Source organism: Parapedobacter luteus, assembly GCF_900168055.1.
In the GTDB taxonomy this organism is placed as follows: domain Bacteria; phylum Bacteroidota; class Bacteroidia; order Sphingobacteriales; family Sphingobacteriaceae; genus Parapedobacter; species Parapedobacter luteus.
On record NZ_FUYS01000006.1, the window covers coordinates 1 to 20,270 of the forward strand.

Sequence of the window (20,270 nt, forward strand, 5' to 3'; positions counted from 1 at the left end):
ATAAATAACCGATAAGACACAATGGCCTGCCCTCTTGGGTGAACCCATCGGAATAAAGCCATTATCCCCGCCGGATTGATCCTCTTTCCAGCGACTGATCCAATAACCGAACTTACCCACGGTGATGCCATGCTGAAGGCAGAACTCCTGCCGGGTCAAACCACTCTCACGCCACTGACGGACAAGGGTAAACATGTAGTCTCTACGCTCTTTCATATCAATAATATTTAGCCCGTAAAACTACAGCGGATCAATTAATCAATAAAGATGTACTTGGTCGGGCGGATACGTTATTTAAACTTGGGAGATAACTTTTCTCTAAATACCATCAATTTTTCACTTAACATTCAATCACATGAAAGAAAAACTACTATGTTTTTTTATGCTGGGCATTGCGCTGATAGGATCAGTCCATGCGCAAGACAGGAGAATTAGCGGTAGCGTCACCGCTTCTGACGACGGCGCTCCGATAGCCGGGGTGTCGGTGCTCGCTGTTGGAACAAGCGTCGCCACTCAAACTGATGCCTCGGGGACGTACACCATCAATGTCCCATCAACTGTTAAAACCCTGGAATTCCGATTTCTCGGATACATTTCCCGGACCGTGGAGGTGGGGTCAAGCAATGTACTTAATGTGGTAATGACTGTTGATGCGACCGCATTAAGCGAGGTCGTGGTGACTGGTTATGGCACACAAGAAAGACGGGATCTGACCGGCTCAATAGGCACGGTAAAGGGTGAAGCCTTTCAGAATGTCGCGCTACCCAGTTTTGACAAATTCCTTCAAGGACAGGTGTCTGGCGTACAAGCCTCCACACCGAGTGGCATCCTTGGCCAGGCAGCCCGCGTGCGTATACGGGGCACAAACTCCATCTCGAACAGCGCCGAACCTTTATATGTAGTCGATGGCTTGCCTTACGTATCCGGCAACTGGGGTTCGGGGAACGCTGCTTATAATCCGCTCGGAGATATCAACCCCAATGACATTGAGAGCGTAGAAGTACTCAAAGACGGCTCGGCTACCGCCATCTACGGATCCAGAGCTGCTAATGGGGTCATATTGATAACCACCAAAAAGGGCAAATCAGGCGCAGCCCAACTAACGTACGATGGCTGGATTGCCTCTACGCAACCGGCTAAGCGGTTCGACTTACTCAATGCTGACGAGTTTATCGCTGTAAACAACCAAAAAGCCGCAAACACTGGGGTAACCTCATCCATGGCCAACCCTACACTTAACCCTGAAACCAATGAGCCATACAACACCGACTGGCAAGACATCGTCTTTAGGACCGGCTTTCAGCAAAACCATGCGTTGTCATTCAGCGGAGCTACGCCAACGACAAGCTACTACTTCTCATTAGGTTATTCGGATTTGCAAGGGATCACAGTCAACAACGACCAAACTCGTTATCAGCTAAGGACAAACCTGGAGCATAAAACGCTAAATAACTACCTCACTTTGGGTGTTACCGGATCATTATCCCACACCACAAACACCGGATTAAACACCGGAGCAGGTGCCTTATCCGGCAACGTAAACAGCGCAGTATTACTTCCACCGAATGTTCCGGCCGTGTGGCCCGACGGCACATACAACCTTAATCCATCGGGGACCGCATTAGGCAGTGGCGCAAACCTATTCAACACTGTAGACAATCGGACCAACCTCCAATATGTTTTAGACCACAACTGGTTTGATACGAAAAGCCTGAACTTTACCGGATCTACGTTTGCAGATGTCAAAATTACCGACGGGCTGAACCTCAGAACGCAGATTAGCCTCATCAACCTAAACACCGAGCGTTTCCAATACCAAAATCCTGACCACGGCGACGGTAGAGGCAGCAATGGTGTAGTCTACAACTACTACTCCCGCTTTTTCCGCTACAACTGGCTAAATACGCTCACTTACAATAAGCAGGTCGGTATCCACAAAATCGGATTCGTCGGCGGCTATGAAGCACAGAAAAGCTTTGACAACAACTTCTTTGGCCAAGGCATTGACCTCGCGCATACCTTTTTCGGCGAAAAGAACATTATCTCCGGCACGTTCGGAACACAAAATTCTGGCGGCGGCTACGAGGAAAGATCGCTCACGTCACTCTTTGGGCGGCTGAATTATTCGGTATTGGACCGGTACCTACTTACAGCAACCCTGAGACATGACAAAATTTCGTCCCTACCATGGGGCAACCAAGGAGCCACGCTACCCGGTATATCGTTGGGTTGGCGGCTTTCAGAGGAAGGATTCTTTAAAAATGCTGATGGATTAAGCTTCATCGATGACTTAAAAATACGGGGAGGTTATGCCGAAGTCGGCAACGTTGAAATCGGCGCGTTTCCTTATGCAGGCGTCTATGCCCCTCGTTTATACGGCGACATCAGCGGATTTTTCTTTTCGCAGGTCGGCAACCCCGATCTAACATTCGAAACAAGTAAAAAAACCAACGTAGGCTTGGATCTGTCCCTGTTCGCCAGCCGGGTAACACTGACAGCCGATTGGTTCCAAAATGATGTTGACAACTTGATTTTGGCCGTCCCCGTCCCGCCTTCGCAAGGCATACCCGGCAATGAGATAAACACAAATGTCGGCAGGCTAAATAACAAAGGATGGGAATTCACCCTAAACACAACGAATATCCACAAGACTAATTTCTCGTGGACTTCTAACCTGAATTTAACCTTCGTCAAAAACGAAATTACGCAGCTGGCCGGCGCACCCCTGGTAAATACATACCACAGAACTGAAGTCGGACGCTCTATCGCTGAATTTTTCGGCTACGAATATTATGGGGTGAATCCGGCAAACGGCTACCCTGTTTTCGTCCAATATTTAGATGGAGTTCGGACGTTGGCCCAAATCCACCCTCAAGATGGATCATGGTCGATATTCCATCCAAACGACCCATCGAACACCTCTCAAACAACGCGCGCCTTAAATGCAGTTGAAGACAAAATCTTTTTAGGCCAGTCAAACCCAACTTGGTATGGTGGATTCAACAATACCCTCAACTACAAAAACTTTGACTCTAGCTTATTCCTGACATTTGCTGGTGGGCACAAGGTCTACAACCTCACCCGTCAATCGACCCTCACCACCCAATCTTACGCAAACAACAGCCGGGAAATGCTCAATGCATGGACACCTGAAAATCCAAACACAGATGTTCCGATCCTGTGGGCCGGACAGACCAACCGCCTTAATCAAGCCGGCCATTTGAACAGCCGCTTCCTTGAAGATGGAAAGTATTTGCGTTTCCAAAACATCTCCTTGGGGTACCGATTGCCCCAAGCGCTGCTAAGTCGGATCAACGTGAACAACGCCCGGATCTATGCCTCGGTACAGAACGCCTTTGTCATCACGGGATATTCAGGTATCGACCCGGAAATTGCAAACAGCGTCACAACAAACAGAGCGCCCAGCCTGGACGACAACGTAAACCCAGTCCCCAGAACATTCACGTTTGGCATCAACTTGAGTTTATAATCAAAAATCTGACACGAAATGAAAAGGATAAACAAGACATTAATACTATTGAGCGGATTGGTCTTTGCCACATCTTCCTGCAAGGATAGTTTTACGGAATTAGGCCCCTATAATCGACTATCCGAAGCAGCAATATTTGACACACCTGAAAACGTCGAATTGGCAGCAAACGGAGTATACAGCCAAGCAGCCATCGGTACTTACGCCGGTGGAGCCGGACGGGGATATCCATTTGGAGCGGCATCTATCCAGCAGGCTGAGGTTCGAGGTGAAGATGTGGTGAATCTGGAGCAGTTTTACCAAATCACCTATGAGGCTACCTACTCAACGACCTCGGCAAACAACACCAACCATTGGGATCAGCTCTACAACCTTATTAACCAGGCGAACCTATTCATAGAAGGTGTGCGCGGAGCGGAATCCGCAGGAATCATCACCCCGGAAGCGGCTAATGTTTATGAAGGCGAGGCTCGGTTCTTAAGAGCTTTATCACATCACGAACTGCTGTTGCACTTCAGCCTACCTTATGCCGAGGGGGCGAATGCCGGTGCCTATGGTGTGCCCTACCGTGATTTTGGCATTAATTCCACGGAGACAGTTGAACGGGCGAGCACGGTAGACCGCGGCACGGTTGCCGGCACCTATGAAAAGATCCTTGCCGACCTTGATTATGCAGAAAGTGTGCTACCCGCAAACAGCCCCATCAACAGAGCAGGAAAGGGTGCCGCAATCGGCTTAAAAACAAGAATCAAACTGCATCTTGGCGATTGGGCAGGTGTAATTGCCGAAGGAACTAAATTGGGCACCGATGCCACCGGCGGTACGTTTACCAGCCCGATAGGTAGCTACTCGCTGACAGCAAGTCCTGACGGACCATTCACTAATTACTCAAACAACACCGAATCCATATTCTCAATTGCTAACGGACAAAATTCAAACCCAGGCACCAATGGCTCACTCGCCCGCATGCTGGGTCCCGCAGGACCTGGTGGCCGCGGATTGGTATCAACCAGTCCTAACCTATATAATGCATCGTTTTGGGTAGCAGGTGATTTACGCCGTGAGCTGCTCCAGGTACAAGACGAGACAGGGACGTACCGTCATTTCTTTACCAAGAAATACACAGACTACACCACCCAATCCGATTGGGCTCCAATCCTTCGATATGCAGAGGTATTACTGAATGTCTCGGAAGCGTATGCCAGAACGGGCAATACGGGGCAGGCACTGTTGCTGCTCAATGCTGTCCGTGATCGCTCCGTGCCAGCCGATGCGCGTTTTACATCAGCTCCTACTGACTTAATCCAGGCGATTCTAAACGAAAGACGTATTGAATTTGCCGCAGAAGGACGCCGCTGGCCAGACATCCACCGATTGGTGCTGGACCCTGATTACAGCACCGGAGGTATTCCAGCGAAGATTAAATCGGGCGCTTGGGGCGGTGTATTTCAAAACGACGGATCGGATTACGGGGTCGGAAAACCCGCTATCGCCGCAGAGATTCCAGCCATTCCATATAGCGACTACCGCTTCCTATGGCCGATCAATAACACGGAAGTCACAACAAATCCAATTCTGGCTAATCAGCAAAACCCTAATTATTAACACCCGTTAAATAACTTCTTATGCGGGGATCATTTCGAAACCCGTTAGACCGGAGAGGCTTTAGTTATAAGGCCTCTCTTTTTGTTTTTAATAATCGCTTTACTTCTGCTGCAAGCATTGTCGCCACAAATAAATATTTCACATAAAATCTATAAACTTAATAGTTTTTATTTTTACTTTTGCTCCGCCGAGTTCTTTTTGTTTGTGCTTATCAAGAAAGACCGAGGGAAAGGCCCTGTGACGTCTTAGCAACCTGAAGCTACATTAAGGTGCTAAATCCTGCCTTGGGCGCTGCCAAAGGTGTAGATAAGTGAAATGCTTGCTATGTACGCGATGCCAAGCATCCAATTATCTCAGCTACTTGAAGACACTTACTTGATTATCAAAACGAGGATGAGCCACGACGGGACCGGCAATGATGAAAACGTAGTTATCACAAAACTAACATAGCGACAGACATGATTAAAAAACAAACATTTATCGTACTCATACTACTTCCCTTCGCCCTATTTGGTCAAAACACGACGGATATCCCGTTAAGTTATTTAGACCGTTCGTTCCAAACTTACGACCAAATCCAAAAAGCTATCTGGTCAACCCCTGAATTGGGCTTTCTGGAAAAGGAAAGTTCAGGAATTCTCCAAAATCATCTTGAAGAACAGGGTTTTGCCGTAGAGGCCGGATTAGCGGGAATGCCCACGTCATTCATCGCCACTTATGGCAGTGGCAGTCCTGTCATCGGCATCTTAGCCGAGTTTGATGCATTGCCGGGGATATCCCAGGATACCGTACCTTACCGCAAGCCGATAACTGAAGGCGGAAACGGCCATGCCTGTGGACACAACGTATTTGGCACCGCCTCGGTAGCGGGGGCCGTCGCCATCAAGGAATGGCTGGCAAGCACCGGCCACCAGGGTACCATAAAAGTATTTGGCACCCCAGCAGAAGAAGGCGGCGGCGGGAAAGTTTATCTGGTGCGGGATGGTTTCTTCAAGGGAATCGATGTCGTATTGGATTGGCACCCTGCCACGAGAAATGCCGTGAACGTAGCTACGGGTACGGCTATCCAAATGGTTGATTATACCTTCCACGGCAAGGCGGCACACGCGGCAGCCAGTCCCGATAAAGGGCGCTCCGCGTTAGATGGCGTGGAAGCCCTTAACTACATGGTCAACCTGCTCCGCGAGCATATTCCGTCAGAGTCACGTATCCATTATGTCATTACTAACGGAGGCGAGGCACCCAACGTAGTACCCGAAGTCGCTAAGGTATCCTATTACATCCGCCATCCTAAGCGGGAGGTACTGCAAGACCTCGTCAGTTGGGTAAACGAAGCTGCCGAAGGGGCTGCCAAAGGCACCCAAACCACGGTAAGCAGCGAAATTATTGCAGGATTCTACGAGAAACTGCCTAATCGACGACTAGCGGCGATCGTGCAAAAAAATCTTGAAACAGTGGGCGGCATTCACTATGACAGCCGGGAGCGGGCTTTCGCCGAAGCTATCGTGAAAGATTTGGGCCTTAACAGCGCTGCGTTGGATGACGTTGCGAAAGTCCAGCCGCTGGAGGAAGAAAAACCGTCACAGGGAGGTGGTTCGTCAGACGTCGGTGACGTAAGCTGGAACGTACCAACCGTATCATTTGGAACCGCTACCTTCGTACCTGGAAGTGCTGGCCACAGCTGGCAGAATGTGGCGTCCGGCGGAACCACCATCGGCACCAAGTCGCTCATCAATACCGCAAAGGTCTTTGCCCTCACAGCTATAGACCTTTATACCAAGCCAACGTTGATCAATGAAGTAAAAGAAGAGTTCGAATCCCGCAGGGGTGCCAACTTCCGCTATGAGTCATTACTTGGCGACCGCGCCCCAGCACTGGATTATCGTTTAAAAAACAACTAACGAAATATGAAAACAAGAATAACATTAAGCATACTCTCAACACTTTTGCTCAGTGCTGTATATGCCCAGCAAGCCAAACCGCTACAGCTTAAGGGTACCGTAAAGGACATGCAAACCGGCACGATATACCTACAGCGGTTTGATAATAAGATTTTCCACACGATTGATTCGGCGGCACTTCAAAACGGCACGTTCAGCTTCAATACGAACGTGCTGCTTCCCGAACTGTACGGGCTTACGCTTGACAAGGATAAAACTCCGTTTTACATCTTCCTGGAAGAGGGGCCGATATCGGTGTCGTTTGACGCCAATGAATCCTATCGCAATACCGTGGTATCCGGCTCAAAATCGCATGACCGCTTCGTGGATTACAGCAACCGCCAGCGGAATATACAAATTGCCGATTTCATCAAGGAAGACCCTGCCTCGATCACCTCCGCGTATGTTCTATACCGTTACTTTGCCTACAGGCTGAGCCCTTCAGAAATCAGGGATTATGTAAGCCAACTCGCTCCGTCACTACAGCATACCCAGTACGCAACCGTATTACTCGGGCTCGCCAATACGCTGGAAACCGTATTACCGGGTAATAAAGCCCCTGACTTTACTTCTAACGCACCGGACGGAAGCACCATTCGCTTTTCTGACCACCTCGGTAAAGGGTACGTACTGCTGGATTTCTGGGCTGCATGGTGCGGCCCCTGCCGCAGGGAGAACCCCAATGTCGTGGCCGCCTACCAACGGTACAAGGATAAGGGCTTCACTGTCTTCGGCGTCTCACTCGACAAGACAAAAGAGGCCTGGCTAAAAGCAATCGATGCCGATAAGCTTACCTGGCCGCATGTGTCCGACCTGACATTTTGGGAAAGTGAAGCTGCGGCTATTTATGGAGTACGGGCCATCCCGGCGAATTTTCTGATTGGACCAGATGGGACTATCGTCGCGCGGAATCTCCGGGGGGAAGAACTGCAGAAAAAATTACAGGAATTGCTAGGCGAATAAGCTAAAAAACGCAAAAAGGCAGCCGCAAGGAGGGACGATTATCCCTCCCTTGCGTGAGCTTTGCCCAATAAATGCGCTGACCATATTTTAATAAAAATTACAAATAAATATGAAACCATTGATTTTTATCCTATCGTGCCTGATCGGGTTAATCGTCAATCCCACGGCTGGGCTGGCCAGGCAGGAGACGGTTCAGGGACAAGTGCGCGATGCCAACACGAATGAGCCACTGGCTGGTGTCAATATCGTAGTAAAGGGTACGGAAACCACTACGACTACCAACAGTGACGGCCGATATACCATTCATGTTGCCGCCAACACCACGTTGGTTTTTAGTTACATCGGCTATGAATCACGTGAACTACCAGCCACGACGGGCACATTGGACGTGTCGCTCAACCCGGTCAACAGTGCGCTCAGTGAAGTAGTGGTCGTCGCCTATGGCACCGCTACCAAGGCCACCTATACAGGTTCAGCATCTGTGGTCAGCGCCACGGAGATCAACAAGCAGCAGGTTTCAAGCGTGAGCCGGACGTTGCAGGGGCTTGTACCAGGCTTGCAATCTGTAGCCTCGGCCGGACAACCGGGCAGCGACGCCGAAATACGCTTACGCGGCATCGGCTCTGTCAATGCGTCCAGTGCCCCGCTCTACGTGGTGGACGGCGCACCCTACGCCGGCGATATCAACGCAATCAATCCTGCCGACATCCAATCCATATCGGTATTGAAAGACGCCGCGGCAAGCGCACTTTATGGGTCCAGGGGAGCCAACGGCGTCATCATCATCACCACTAAACAAGGAAATTTCGACGCCAACCCGACCGTGACACTCAACGCCAATTCGGGTATATCCAACAGGGCTGTAGAAGACTACAGTAAATTGAGCACACAGCATTATTTCGAATTGCAATGGGAGGCCTTGCGCAACAATCAGTTGGATCAAGGGAAAACCCCGGAAGAAGCGGCGCAATACGCCAGCAATGAACTCGTCAATACACTGAAGATAAACCCATTCGGACCAAGCTACCCCAATCCAGTGGGAAGTAATGGCCGCCTTTTGGCTGGAGCTACCCCATTATGGAATGATGATTGGGCCGAATCCCTGGCGCGCAACGGCATGCGCAACCAAATCGATCTCGGCATCAGCGGCGGCGGCAATTCATCCCGCTATTTTGTGTCTGGAGGATACCTCAGGGATCAAGGCTTCATTATCGGTTCACAATTTACCAGACTCAGTGCCCGGGTAAACTACAACACCAAGGTTAATCGCTGGTTTGAAACGGGCGTCAACATATCCGCGTCTACGACTAACCAAGATGCACCACCGCAGTCCGACAGCAACACGGGGAATTACGCCAACATCGGTCGGCTAATAGCTAACATCTATCCGCTATACGAACGCAATCCGGATGGCTCTTACAAACTTGACCATAACGGCAATCGCATCTACGATTTTGGCAATTACCGTCCCAGCACGGCATCGGCAGGAACCAATTTACTTGGACAGGCTTATCTTAACAAGCACAATAATAAGCGGGATCTCATCACCTTCCGCGGCCACGTCCAGCTTAACCTCGTCCCTGGTTTACATTTTAAAAGCAGCATCAACGCCGACTACACCAACGCTCTGAACCATTCGTATACCAATCCGGACTTCGGCAGCGGAGTAGCAAACCGGGGTTCCGTCACCAAAAGCGCCTCTCGGGCGTTGGGTTATACATTCAACAACCTGTTGGATTACACATTTGACTTCGCCGAAAGGCATCATGTCAATATACTGGCCGGGCAGGAGATTTATGTTTACAACGTGTCGTCGCTATCCGGTGGGCGCAGTAACTTTGGCTTTTCTGGCAAGCAAGAACCCGCCGCGGCTTCGCTCATCACGGCATTCACCGGTTTGTCCGACAACTACAAGCTTGCCAGTTTCCTCGGCAAACTGGAATATAATTATGACCAGCGGTACTTCTTTTCGGCCAGCTTCAGGCGAGACGGTTCTTCCCGCTTCAGCCCTGAGTCGCGCTGGGGCGATTTCTGGTCCTTGGGCGCTTCGTGGAACGCCAAGTCCGAAGCTTTTCTCGCTGACGTGTCGTGGCTCGACAACCTGACCATACGGACAAGCTATGGCGCACAAGGAAACGACAACTTGGGGGGATACTATGCTTACCAAGACCTTTATTCGATATACAACAGCCTTGGCCAGGCGGGGCTAATTACTGCCCGTTTGCCCACGCCGGGCTTAAAGTGGGAAACTAACCTCAATTTCAATGCTGCGCTGGACTTTGCAATACTCAACAACCGTTTGAGCGGGACCTTCGAAGTCTACAAACGCAGCTCTAAAGACTTGTTATTCAGCAGGCCGCTGGCGCCGTCACTTGGGTTCGGTGAAATCGACGACAATATCGGCTCGCTACAAAACACAGGCTTTGAAGGACAGCTGCAGGGTGTTCTTGTCAATGCCAGCGGATTCCGCTGGAACTTGGGTGTGAACTTTGCTCATTTCACCAACAAGATCACCGAATTGCCACAAAACGAAATCATTTCAGGTAACGTTGGCCAGTTAGGAAGCACAAAAAAACTGGTCGTGGGCAGCTCGGTATATGACTTTTATATCCGCGAATGGGCGGGTGTGGATCCGGAAAACGGCAAGCCGCTTTGGTATAAAGGCGATGCGTCAAGCGGCCGTTCGACCACCAGTGTCTTTGCAGACGCCGACCAATATTTTCAGGGCAGTTCGCTGCCTGATTTCTACGGCGGCGTGACAAGCACATTTACGTATAAACGTTTTGAATTATCGGCTTTATTGGCCTATTCACTCGGCGGCAAGATACTTGACCTGGATCGCGTCATGCTATCCCACAACGGCGAAAACTTTGGCCGTACCTGGAGCAGCGACATGCTCAACCGCTGGACCCCTGACAACCCCAACACCGATATACCGCGCCTCACCACGGTAACCACGGGCTGGAATGGCATATCATCGCGTTTTCTTTACGATGCCAGCTATGCGCGGTTGCGCAACGTCAACCTGGCCTACACATTCCCTTCTTCGTGGACCAGCCGTATTGGTTTGCAGCACTTACGTGTATATGGACGGGGTGAAAACCTACTAACCTTTTTCGGACCGGATGGCCTCGATCCCGAACAAGCCGTGGATGGGGTAACTTTTTACCGTTATCCGGCGCAAAAAACATTCACTTTTGGTATGGATATTTCATTTTAACAAGACGATGAAACGATTGAACATAACTTTTATAGTATGCGTTTGGCTAGTCTTTTTGACTACCTCATGCAGTGACAGCTTTTTCGACACGGCTCCTGCCAATAACCTCACAGGCAATGAAGCCTTCTCTTCGACCCAAAACATCGATGCGCTGGTAAATGGCACCATCCGGTATTTGATGGAAAATGCCACCTCCCAAGACAATCCGGGATTCGCAGCAATCATGCTGACTAACGAGGTGATGGGCGAAGACGCGATCGCCAGGGACGGAGTATACGGATTCCGAGACTCCTACCCGTTCCGCGACCCTTATGACAACACCACAAGACGGGCGCTGTTCTTCTGGACATTACTTTATAAAGTCATCGACAATGCCAACAACATTCTCGCCAACACGGATCGCGCCGATGGTACGGACGACGAAAAAAAGTGGCTAAAAGGACAAGCCTATGCACTGCGGGCATTTGCCTACCTCAACCTCGTGCAACAATACCAATTTACGTACGCCAAAGACAAAGACGCGCCAGCTGTACCTATCTATACCGAGCCAACAAGCCCAGCTTCTGAAGGGAAAAGCCGGGCTACCGTAGAAGCCGTATACAATCAAGTATTTGCTGACTTAGCAAACGCCGAACAACTGCTCGAGACGTATCAACGCACGGTCAAAAACCGGCCCAACTTACACGTGGTGAAAGGACTGATGGCTCGCGCTTATCTGGCCACCGAGCAATGGGAGCTGGCAGCGCAGAAAGCACGCGAGGCACGCGAAGGCTTCCCCATTATGAGTGCTCAGCAGTACCTCGAAGGTTTCAACGATGCCAGTAACGTTGAATGGATATGGGGGCACCCCCAACAAGCCGACCAGAATCTCGGAGGCGCTTCGTTTTTCGCTTACATTGACGTCACTCCGCCCACAGGCTACCGGAGCATCATGCCCGACCCCTATTTTTGGCAATTATTCGACGACCAAGACATCCGCAAATCGCTGTTTGAATTTGAAGGTGACCCCTCACATCCGATTTACAGGTGGCTTAAGTATAAAAAGTTCATCAACAAGCCCGACCGAGCCGGCCATATTCCTTTAATGCGTGCATCTGAGCAAGCGCTTATAGAGGCTGAAAGCGAAGCCCGCCTCGGCCATCTGTCAGCCGCCCTCCTCGCACTGAACGAACTCCGCCTGAAACGGAACCTGCCCGAGCTCGAAGAAACCGCCTTCAATGCGGCGCAACTCATCGAAGAAATCCTGCTCGAACGCCGCCGCGAATTGTGGGGTGAAGGATTCCGACTCACCGACATCTTGCGATTGCAACGCGCCGTCGACCGCAGCGAGTCAACACTTACTTATCCGGCCAACGGTCAGCATCTGTTAATAAAAGGCCATTACATCCGGGTATTCCCGGACAACAGCCCATTAGTGGCAAACAGTCCCTATTACCTTTTTTCCATTCCCGTGAATGAATGGAACAACAATCCTAACTTATGATGAAGAAAGCGGGAAGGGTTGGGATCCCTTCCCGCTTCCAACCATTTACCGAATGGGCATGAAAACTACCTACGATAGGTAGTATTTATAGGTTTATCAGAAGCAGGTGATCACGTACTTTTGACAGCGTGGATTGGGTGCAGGAACAGCGACCATCCATCAAGGAAACACTTAAGTAATTAAATAAATATAAGATGATACGACCTGTTTTTCTTTTGTCCGAATTTGGGCATGGATATCCCTGGAACGGGGCTTTCCAAGCTTCCGCCGCCACCCAACCGCCAACTCCCTCCTTTGCTACTTACATGCCCGGCATGTACACGTGCAGTTGTCAATAAGCACTGCTGTTTCTCCCCTATCTTCATCCGGCTTCTTCAAAGGTCCGTTTGGCAGCTGATGCCAGCGTGAATTACCATTGCCGCATACCGGCTTATTTTCTATGTTAAAAACAGAGACAACGATGTTCCTTAAATATAACACAAAACATTTTCCATCCTCGCCTTTTTTAAGGCGAAAATCATGGCTTGCTATAAGCGTAACAGTCGCCTTATCCCTGAGTCATACATCTCCATGGGCTTGGGCACAACAAACCACACCTTTAGTTAATTCCGCGTTGAACGGAACGATCATTGACGCATCGACGAAGGAGCCCCTCGCTGGCGCTTCCGTGCAAATTGCCGGTGTCACACATCGCACAACGGCAGACGACAAAGGGGCATTTAGGCTCATAACCGGCCAGCCCTTTCCTTATACATTGATTGTCAGCTATATCGGATACAAGTCAGATACCGTCATCGTGCAGCGAAGCCCCATACAGATAGCGCTTGAGCCGGACGCCACATTGCTGGAGGACGTCGTGGTAACGGGCTACAGTACACAGCAACGGAAATATATCGTTGGTGCCATCGCCAGTGTCAGGGCCGAGGCACTGAACGAGATCCCTGCAGCTGGCATCAACCAGCTCCTACAGGGCAAGGTCAGCGGTGTGCAAGTCGGTGCAAACTCCGGTGTGCCGGGAGGCGGAGTGACCTTCCGCATCCGGGGAAACAATTCCATAAATGCATCTGTGGATCCGCTTTATGTCGTAGACGGTGTCTTTATCAGCAATAATGACCCGATTACAACCGGCATGGGCAATCAACAGCAGTCCAACCCTCTGGCCGATTTAAACCCTTCGGACATCGAAGATGTACAAATCCTTAAGGACGCCAACGCCACCGCCATCTATGGATCATTGGGTGCCAACGGCGTAGTCATCATCACCACGAAACGGGGTAAGCAGAATACAAAGGGCAGCATCAGCTTCAATACCTACCAAGGGTGGTCCGAAGCGGCAAAACGATTTCGAGTAACCGATGGCGCTACCACGGCGCAGCTTTTCAACGAATCAGCCCTAAACACAGCCATCGACGACGGACGGGACCCCGCTACGGCTACATTGCCGTTCTCCGACGCCGCCAATTTCGCCACTTACAACCGTATCGACGACCTATTTCGTACAGCGCGCACGCAAAACTATGAGCTGTCAGCACAGGGAGGAAACGCAAACAGCAATTATTACATCAGCTTCGGTTACCTTGATCAGGAATCCATTGTCAAACCTTCCGGCTTCAACCGTTATACCGGCCGGATTAATTACGACAACGCGGTCACCAGCAAGCTTAAAGTAGGCACCAGCATCAATCTTTCGCGTACATACCGGAATGTGAGCAGTAGCGACAACAACCCCCGTGGTGTCATCAATTCGGCAATTTTCCCGCGCTCGTTTTTGCCCGTTTACAATGGTGACGGAACATTTGCGCGCCATGGCAGTTTTGACAATCATATCGCCCTGATAGAAAATCTCGACAATAATGCCGTGGGTTGGCGCACGATTGGCAATGGCTATGCTGAATACACCATCCTGCCAGAACTCCGGTTACGCAGTAGCTGGAGTTTAGACAATAACAGCGTTTATGAAAACAACTATGCCAACACCCTAATCATTGCCGGACTGAGTGTCGGCGGATCCGCATCATCAGTAGAAACAAAAAACTTGGTATTACTCAACGAACAAGTGCTCACCTACATCAAGACCTTTGGCAATAACGGCACGCACCATATCAATGCTTTGGTGGGCAACACCTTGCAGAACGTGCTGGATCAAAGCACATCTGCCAGCGGCCAAGGCTTCGCTACCAATAATTTGAAAGACATTTCGGTTGCAGCCACGCGCTCCGGTTCTTCTTCCCGTGCCCAATCCAAGCTTGTTTCGTTTTTTGGGAAAGCAACGTATACGTATCTCGGCAGATACACGGTGGACGCCAGTTTACGTGGTGACGCCTCATCCAAATTCGGCGCAAACAGCCGTTGGGGTTATTTTCCGTCGGCAGGACTAACCTGGCGCGCAGGGCAGGAACCGTTCGTCCAAAATCTCAATGTCTTCAGCGACTTGATATTTAGAGCGAGCATTGGCCTATCCGGCAATCAAAATGGTATAGGAGCATATGCCGCGCAAGGACTTTGGTCTTCAGGAGCAAATTACCTTGAACAACCGGGTACTTCTCCTTCCCAATTGGCTAATCCAAACCTAACATGGGAAACCACTCGTCAAATCAACGTAGGCCTTGATCTAAGTTTTTTCCGTAACCGGCTCCATATCACTGCCGATTACTACAACAAATATACCTATGACTTATTGCTGAATGTCCCCGTCCCTTACCGCTCGGGTTTTACCTCGTATTTGCAAAACTACGGTGCAGTACGCAATAAGGGCATTGAATTAGCCCTCAATTCTGTAAATGTGGCTAATCGCAATTTCCGGTGGAGTGCGGATTTCAACATCAGTTTCAACCGGAATAAAATTGAAAAGCTGGCGTCAGATATCACGCAGGGCGCATCTGGGAGAAACACCTCCATCCTAAGGGCCGGGTATCCTGTCAATTCATTCTACCTGTACCGCCAATTATATGTCGACCCGCAAACCGGCAATGCCGTTTACCAAGACCTGAACAACGATGGCATCATCACCTCGGCAGACCGCCATATTGTCGGCAATGCGCTGCCCAACTACACCGGTGGGCTGACGAACAACCTCTCCTACAAGGGGTTCGATTTTAGCTTCTTCTTTTACTTTCAGCAGGGAAACAAAATTTTAAATATGCACGATTTCTTTCTGGTGCATGGAGGCACCCAAGCCAACATCGGATTCATTCCCAGACAATTGGAACGTTGGCAGCAATCAGGAGATATCACGGACATACCGCGGCTTACCACCTACCGTGGCGATCCCACTGAAAATAATTCGGCCACCAACAACTACGGCGGCAATGTAGCCAGTCTCAGCAGCCGTTATCTCGAAGACGGCTCATTCATCAGGCTCCGCACGGTTTCCCTTGGGTATACCTTACCGCCTACCGTTAGTAACAAAATCGGGTTAAGCCGCTTGCGCGCCTACCTGCAAGCCACGAATTTGCTTACCTTCACCAATTATGGGGGACTAGACCCTGAGGTGAGTTCGCAAAGTGCAAGTCAGAATACAGCAGGTTACGACTGGGCAACCGTGCCGCAACCCAGGACAATCCAATTAGGTTTTAATTTAACTTTGTAAAATACTGTATGAATCTAACTAACCGCAAATCGATGCTCTCCGGTCTCGTTGCCTTAGTCTTCGGATTTGGTGCCTGCGAGAAACACCTCACTGAACTGCCGGCTAATGCCCTTGCCTCGTCCGTAGCCATCGTGGATGCAAGTACGGCGAGGGCAGCAATCACAGGTGCTTACCATGAAATACAAAACTATTACGCCTCTTCCTATCCCACGTTGGGTACGATGCCTGCAGATTTGATTATTTTCAATGGTACCTTAAGCCAATACTTGCAATTGGATCAAAATGCTATCCCGGCAGATAATGTAACCACCGTTTCGGCTTATCAGACCATTTACAGTGCCATCAATACTGCAAATCACATTATCGCCAAAATAGCCACTGTCAATGACCCGCTGCTACCCGAAGCCGAAAAGAGTAAAATTTTGGGTGAGGCTTATTTCATCCGGGCGCTGGGTTATTTCGACTTGGGACGCGGATGGGGTGGCATACAACTTCAATTGCAGCCAACGGAAAGTCTCGACGCATTGAAAGGCATCCGAAGGAGTACGCTCGATCAGACATACGACCAAGTGTTGGCCGACCTAATAGAGGCCGAACAACTGTTGCCCGAAGACAACAGTACACGAAACCGAGCGCAAAAAAGCGTTGCCCGTGCATTGCGGGCTCGGCTTCACCTTTATCGCCGCCAATGGGCAGACGCCGAAAGTTATGCTACGCAAGTCATTGACAACACCAAATACCAGCTGGTGAAACCATTCAACCAGTTTTTTGCCGAACCTTTTTTAAGCACGGAATCGGTGTTCGAGCTCTCGTTTTCCGTCAACGACCGAAACAGCTATTGGAATCTTTGGTACCCCAGTTCCTTTGGCGGGCAATACACACTAAAGCCATCTGACCGGGCTGTTGAATGGTTAAATAATCCAGCAATTGGTGGCGCCCGCCACGCACTTATCGCCGGTAGCGGTACGGGGGTCTACGGCGTATTGTACAACACGACCTCTTCAAGCGTCGATCCGGCTTACGTCATCCGGATTGCCGAGTTATACCTCATCCGCGCAGAAGCACGCGCCCACCTCAATAATTTGGAAGGTGCTTTGGCCGATCTGAACACCATACGGGCACGCGCGGACGCGGATGACCTAACCTCTGATGACCAGGCGGAAATCCTGCTGGCTATTGAACAAGAACGTGCCGTCGAGTTTGCGTTTGAAGCCCACCGCTGGTTCGATCTGGTCCGCACCGAGCGTGCCGGTGATGTGCTGGGTTTGGCCAATCGCAATTTTTGGCTTTTTCCTATTCCACTTTCGGATATTCTCTCCGATCCTGATGTCGAACAAAATCCAGGTTATTAATATTCACCATTTCAAACCGCTAGAAATCACAATGAAGCAGCTAAAAACCATTTTGGTACAATTACTCATCTTTGGCCTCGTTATCGATGGCGCCGTAGCCCAAGACAGCTACTATTTTCCAACCGCACAGTTCGACCCGTCCATCCCCTCGCCTGAGGCGTTCCTTGGCTATCCTATCGGCTCGCACTACACACGCCACGACCGAATAATCGCCTATTTCCAAGAACTCGACCGGCTTTCAGACAAAATCAGTGTCGAAATCATTGGCCAATCTTACGAGGGACGTCCGTTGGCAGTTGCAACAATTACGTCTGCCGCCAACCACGGACGTTTGGAAGAAATCCGGCAGGAACATATCAGACAGGTTGATCCACAAGCGCCGCAACTCGATGCCGGCACGTCCCCGGTGGTGGTGCTGCTAGACTATAGCGTACATGGCGCAGAGACCTCCAGTGGAGAGGCTTCCTTGCTTACCGCCTACTACCTTGCCGCCAGCCAAAGCGAAGAAACCCAAAAATGGTTGAGTGAAGCAGTGATATTCATTGACATCGCCCAAAATCCGGATGGTCGCGACCGCACCGCCAATTGGCACAATGCTTATAAGTCAACCCCACCTGTGGCCGATCCGCTCGATAAGGAACACTTAGAGCAATTTCCCGGCGGCCGGACAAACCACTATTTTACAGACTTAAACCGAGACTGGTTGAGCATAACCCAGGTAGAAACCAAACCGAAAATCGATTTTTTCCATCAATGGTACCCGAATGTACACATCGATTTCCATGAGATGGGCGGTGGCAGCACCTATTATTTTGAGCCTACTCCCAAAAGCTCCGAGAGTCCGCTGATTCCAAAATCTTCGTATGAATTCAATGCAGTACTAGCGAAATATCACGTTGAAGCATTAGATGGCATTGGCTCCCTTTACTTCACCAAAGAGGTCTTCGATAATTTTTCACCCATTTATGGCTCCACTTACCCAGATTTTCATGGGGCCGTTGGTGCAACGTTTGAACAAGGCAGTTCGAGAGGCTTGTTACAGGAAACCCCAAACGGACTGCTGGAATTTCGATTTACCGTCCGGAATCAATTGCTTACCGGGCTGGCCACCATCAAAGGAGCTGTCGCTGAAAAAGCCGGATTATTCAAACTGCAAAAGGATTTTTTTCGAACGGCATTGGACGAAGCCCGCGCGCACAAAACTAAATCATATGTATTCGGAGACGAACATGACAAGTCACTTACGCAAAAATTGGTCGATCTGCTTTTACGTCATCGGATAGCAGTATTCGAGCTTGGAGGCGACCAAACCATCGACGGCAAACCATTTAAGCAGGGCTCGGCCTACGTGGTGCCCGCAATGCAGCCACAATTCCGGTTGGTACATTCGATCTTTGAAGAAACTCCGCCAATACAGGACAGTGTTTTTTATGGCAGTACTTCTTATTCCATTATCCACGCTTATGGGCTGAAATATGCCAAATCTGCGAGCGAAGTCAAGGCCGGGAATCGCGTAAGTGGCGTTAAAACTATATCGGGATCAATCGTCGGCAACAAGCCTAGCTATGCCTACTTAATGGGTTGGACGGAATATAACGCCCCGAGGGCGCTATATGCACTGCTCGAAAAAGGGGTATTCGTGAAAGCGGCATTTAAGCCATTTACGTCCCAAACGGCAGACGGACCTGTAAACTTCGGATACGGCTCGCTGGTTATTCCCGTAGCCGGACAATCCATCGGTGGCGATTCACTGCACCGAGCCATCACAACAGTTGCCAACGATACCGGCTTGAAATTCTACAGCGTTTCCACCGGGTTTAATGTAGAAGGCATCGACTTGGGAAGCAATAATATTCAGGCGCTCAATAAACCCACGGTCGCACTGGTGCTTGGCCAAGGCATCAATTCGGCCCAAGCCGGACAGGTGTGGTACCTACTCAACGAGCATCTCAAATTACCGGTCGTCAAAATTGACCCAATCAATATCCCTCGAGCAAACCTCACCAGGTATACAACTTTGATTCTGACAGGGGGGTCGTATAACGACCTGTGGGATAATGGTACAACCGAGCGCATCAAATCCTGGGTCAACAGTGGCGGTACGCTCATCGCATTTCAATCCGCAGCAGAATGGGCCATCGCCAACGGTATCACACGTGAAAAAGTATACCGGGATACTACGCGCAAGCGGGAACCAAAGCCCCGGCGGCTTGATTATGTGACGCGTGCAGAAGCGACGGCGCCAGACCGCATAAGTGGCAATATCTTCTCGGCCGATATCGACGTGACCCACCCCGTGGCATTCGGACTTCAAAACCGCAAGTTGTTTGTCAATATCGACGGCGGCACCATACTGCTGCCCAGTGCGGATCAGTTCTCGACCGTGGCACAGTTTGACAGTGAACCTTGGGTCAATGGTTATATTTCCAAACATAACCTGGATCGATTTCGGGATAAAGCCTATATATTGGCCTCTTCCGCCGGTCAAGGAAACGTAATCTTATTTTCAGATGATCCCACATACCGGAAATACTGGCATGGTACAGACCGTTTGGTAATCAACAGTATCTTTTTCGGGGGCCACATCACAGGCGGGGGGCGCGGGCGATAACCCAAAACGCGGGCGCA

General features: G+C 50.1%; 10 protein-coding genes and 1 riboswitch. Of the genes, 9 read left to right on the forward strand and 1 reads right to left on the reverse strand.

The window, feature by feature from the left end; all coding sequences use genetic code 11:
• On the reverse strand, positions 1 to 216 hold a 216-nt coding region (gene tnpA, locus B5X72_RS20960; protein WP_079717278.1), incomplete at its 3' end, for an IS66 family insertion sequence element accessory protein TnpA.
• A gap of 139 nt (positions 217 to 355) precedes the next feature.
• Between tnpA and B5X72_RS12625 the strand changes: the two genes are divergently transcribed.
• The 9 genes from B5X72_RS12625 to B5X72_RS12665 all read left to right on the forward strand — a co-directional run bounded on the left by B5X72_RS12625 (position 356) and on the right by B5X72_RS12665 (position 20,253).
• Positions 356 to 3,490 carry a SusC/RagA family TonB-linked outer membrane protein gene (locus tag B5X72_RS12625; protein WP_079717279.1) on the forward strand — a complete coding sequence of 1,045 codons (3,135 nt, stop codon included), beginning with the start codon at positions 356 to 358 and terminating at the stop codon, positions 3,488 to 3,490.
• An 18-nt stretch (positions 3,491 to 3,508) separates the two neighbouring features.
• Positions 3,509 to 5,095, forward strand: a complete 1,587-nt coding sequence (locus B5X72_RS12630) for a RagB/SusD family nutrient uptake outer membrane protein (RefSeq protein WP_079717280.1) — start codon at positions 3,509 to 3,511, stop codon at positions 5,093 to 5,095.
• 205 nt (positions 5,096 to 5,300) lie between these two features.
• A riboswitch (SAM riboswitch) is annotated at positions 5,301 to 5,408 on the forward strand.
• Positions 5,409 to 5,553: 145 nt separating this feature from the next.
• Positions 5,554 to 6,996, forward strand: coding sequence for an amidohydrolase (locus B5X72_RS12635; RefSeq protein WP_079717281.1), 1,443 nt, complete (start codon positions 5,554 to 5,556; stop codon positions 6,994 to 6,996).
• A 6-nt stretch (positions 6,997 to 7,002) separates the two neighbouring features.
• The gene (locus tag B5X72_RS12640) at positions 7,003 to 7,998 is read left to right on the forward strand and encodes a TlpA disulfide reductase family protein (protein ID WP_079717282.1); all 996 of its coding nucleotides are present in this window, start codon (positions 7,003 to 7,005) and stop codon (positions 7,996 to 7,998) included.
• Positions 7,999 to 8,107: 109 nt separating this feature from the next.
• Entirely contained in the window at positions 8,108 to 11,218 is a 3,111-nt protein-coding gene (locus B5X72_RS12645; RefSeq protein ID WP_079717283.1) for a SusC/RagA family TonB-linked outer membrane protein, read from the forward strand.
• A 55-nt stretch (positions 11,219 to 11,273) separates the two neighbouring features.
• Positions 11,274 to 12,701: a RagB/SusD family nutrient uptake outer membrane protein gene (locus tag B5X72_RS12650; protein ID WP_245826936.1), complete on the forward strand. Its 1,428-nt coding sequence runs from the start codon at positions 11,274 to 11,276 to the stop codon at positions 12,699 to 12,701.
• A gap of 613 nt (positions 12,702 to 13,314) precedes the next feature.
• Positions 13,315 to 16,290, forward strand: a complete 2,976-nt coding sequence (locus tag B5X72_RS12655; protein WP_176146194.1) for a SusC/RagA family TonB-linked outer membrane protein — start codon at positions 13,315 to 13,317, stop codon at positions 16,288 to 16,290.
• Positions 16,291 to 16,298: 8 nt separating this feature from the next.
• Positions 16,299 to 17,642 (forward strand): RagB/SusD family nutrient uptake outer membrane protein, encoded by a 1,344-nt coding sequence (locus tag B5X72_RS12660; protein WP_079717286.1) that lies wholly within the window; start codon positions 16,299 to 16,301, stop codon positions 17,640 to 17,642.
• Between the two features lie 31 nt (positions 17,643 to 17,673).
• Entirely contained in the window at positions 17,674 to 20,253 is a 2,580-nt protein-coding gene (locus tag B5X72_RS12665) for a M14 family zinc carboxypeptidase (protein ID WP_079717490.1), read from the forward strand.
• Positions 20,254 to 20,270: the final 17 nt, after the last annotated feature.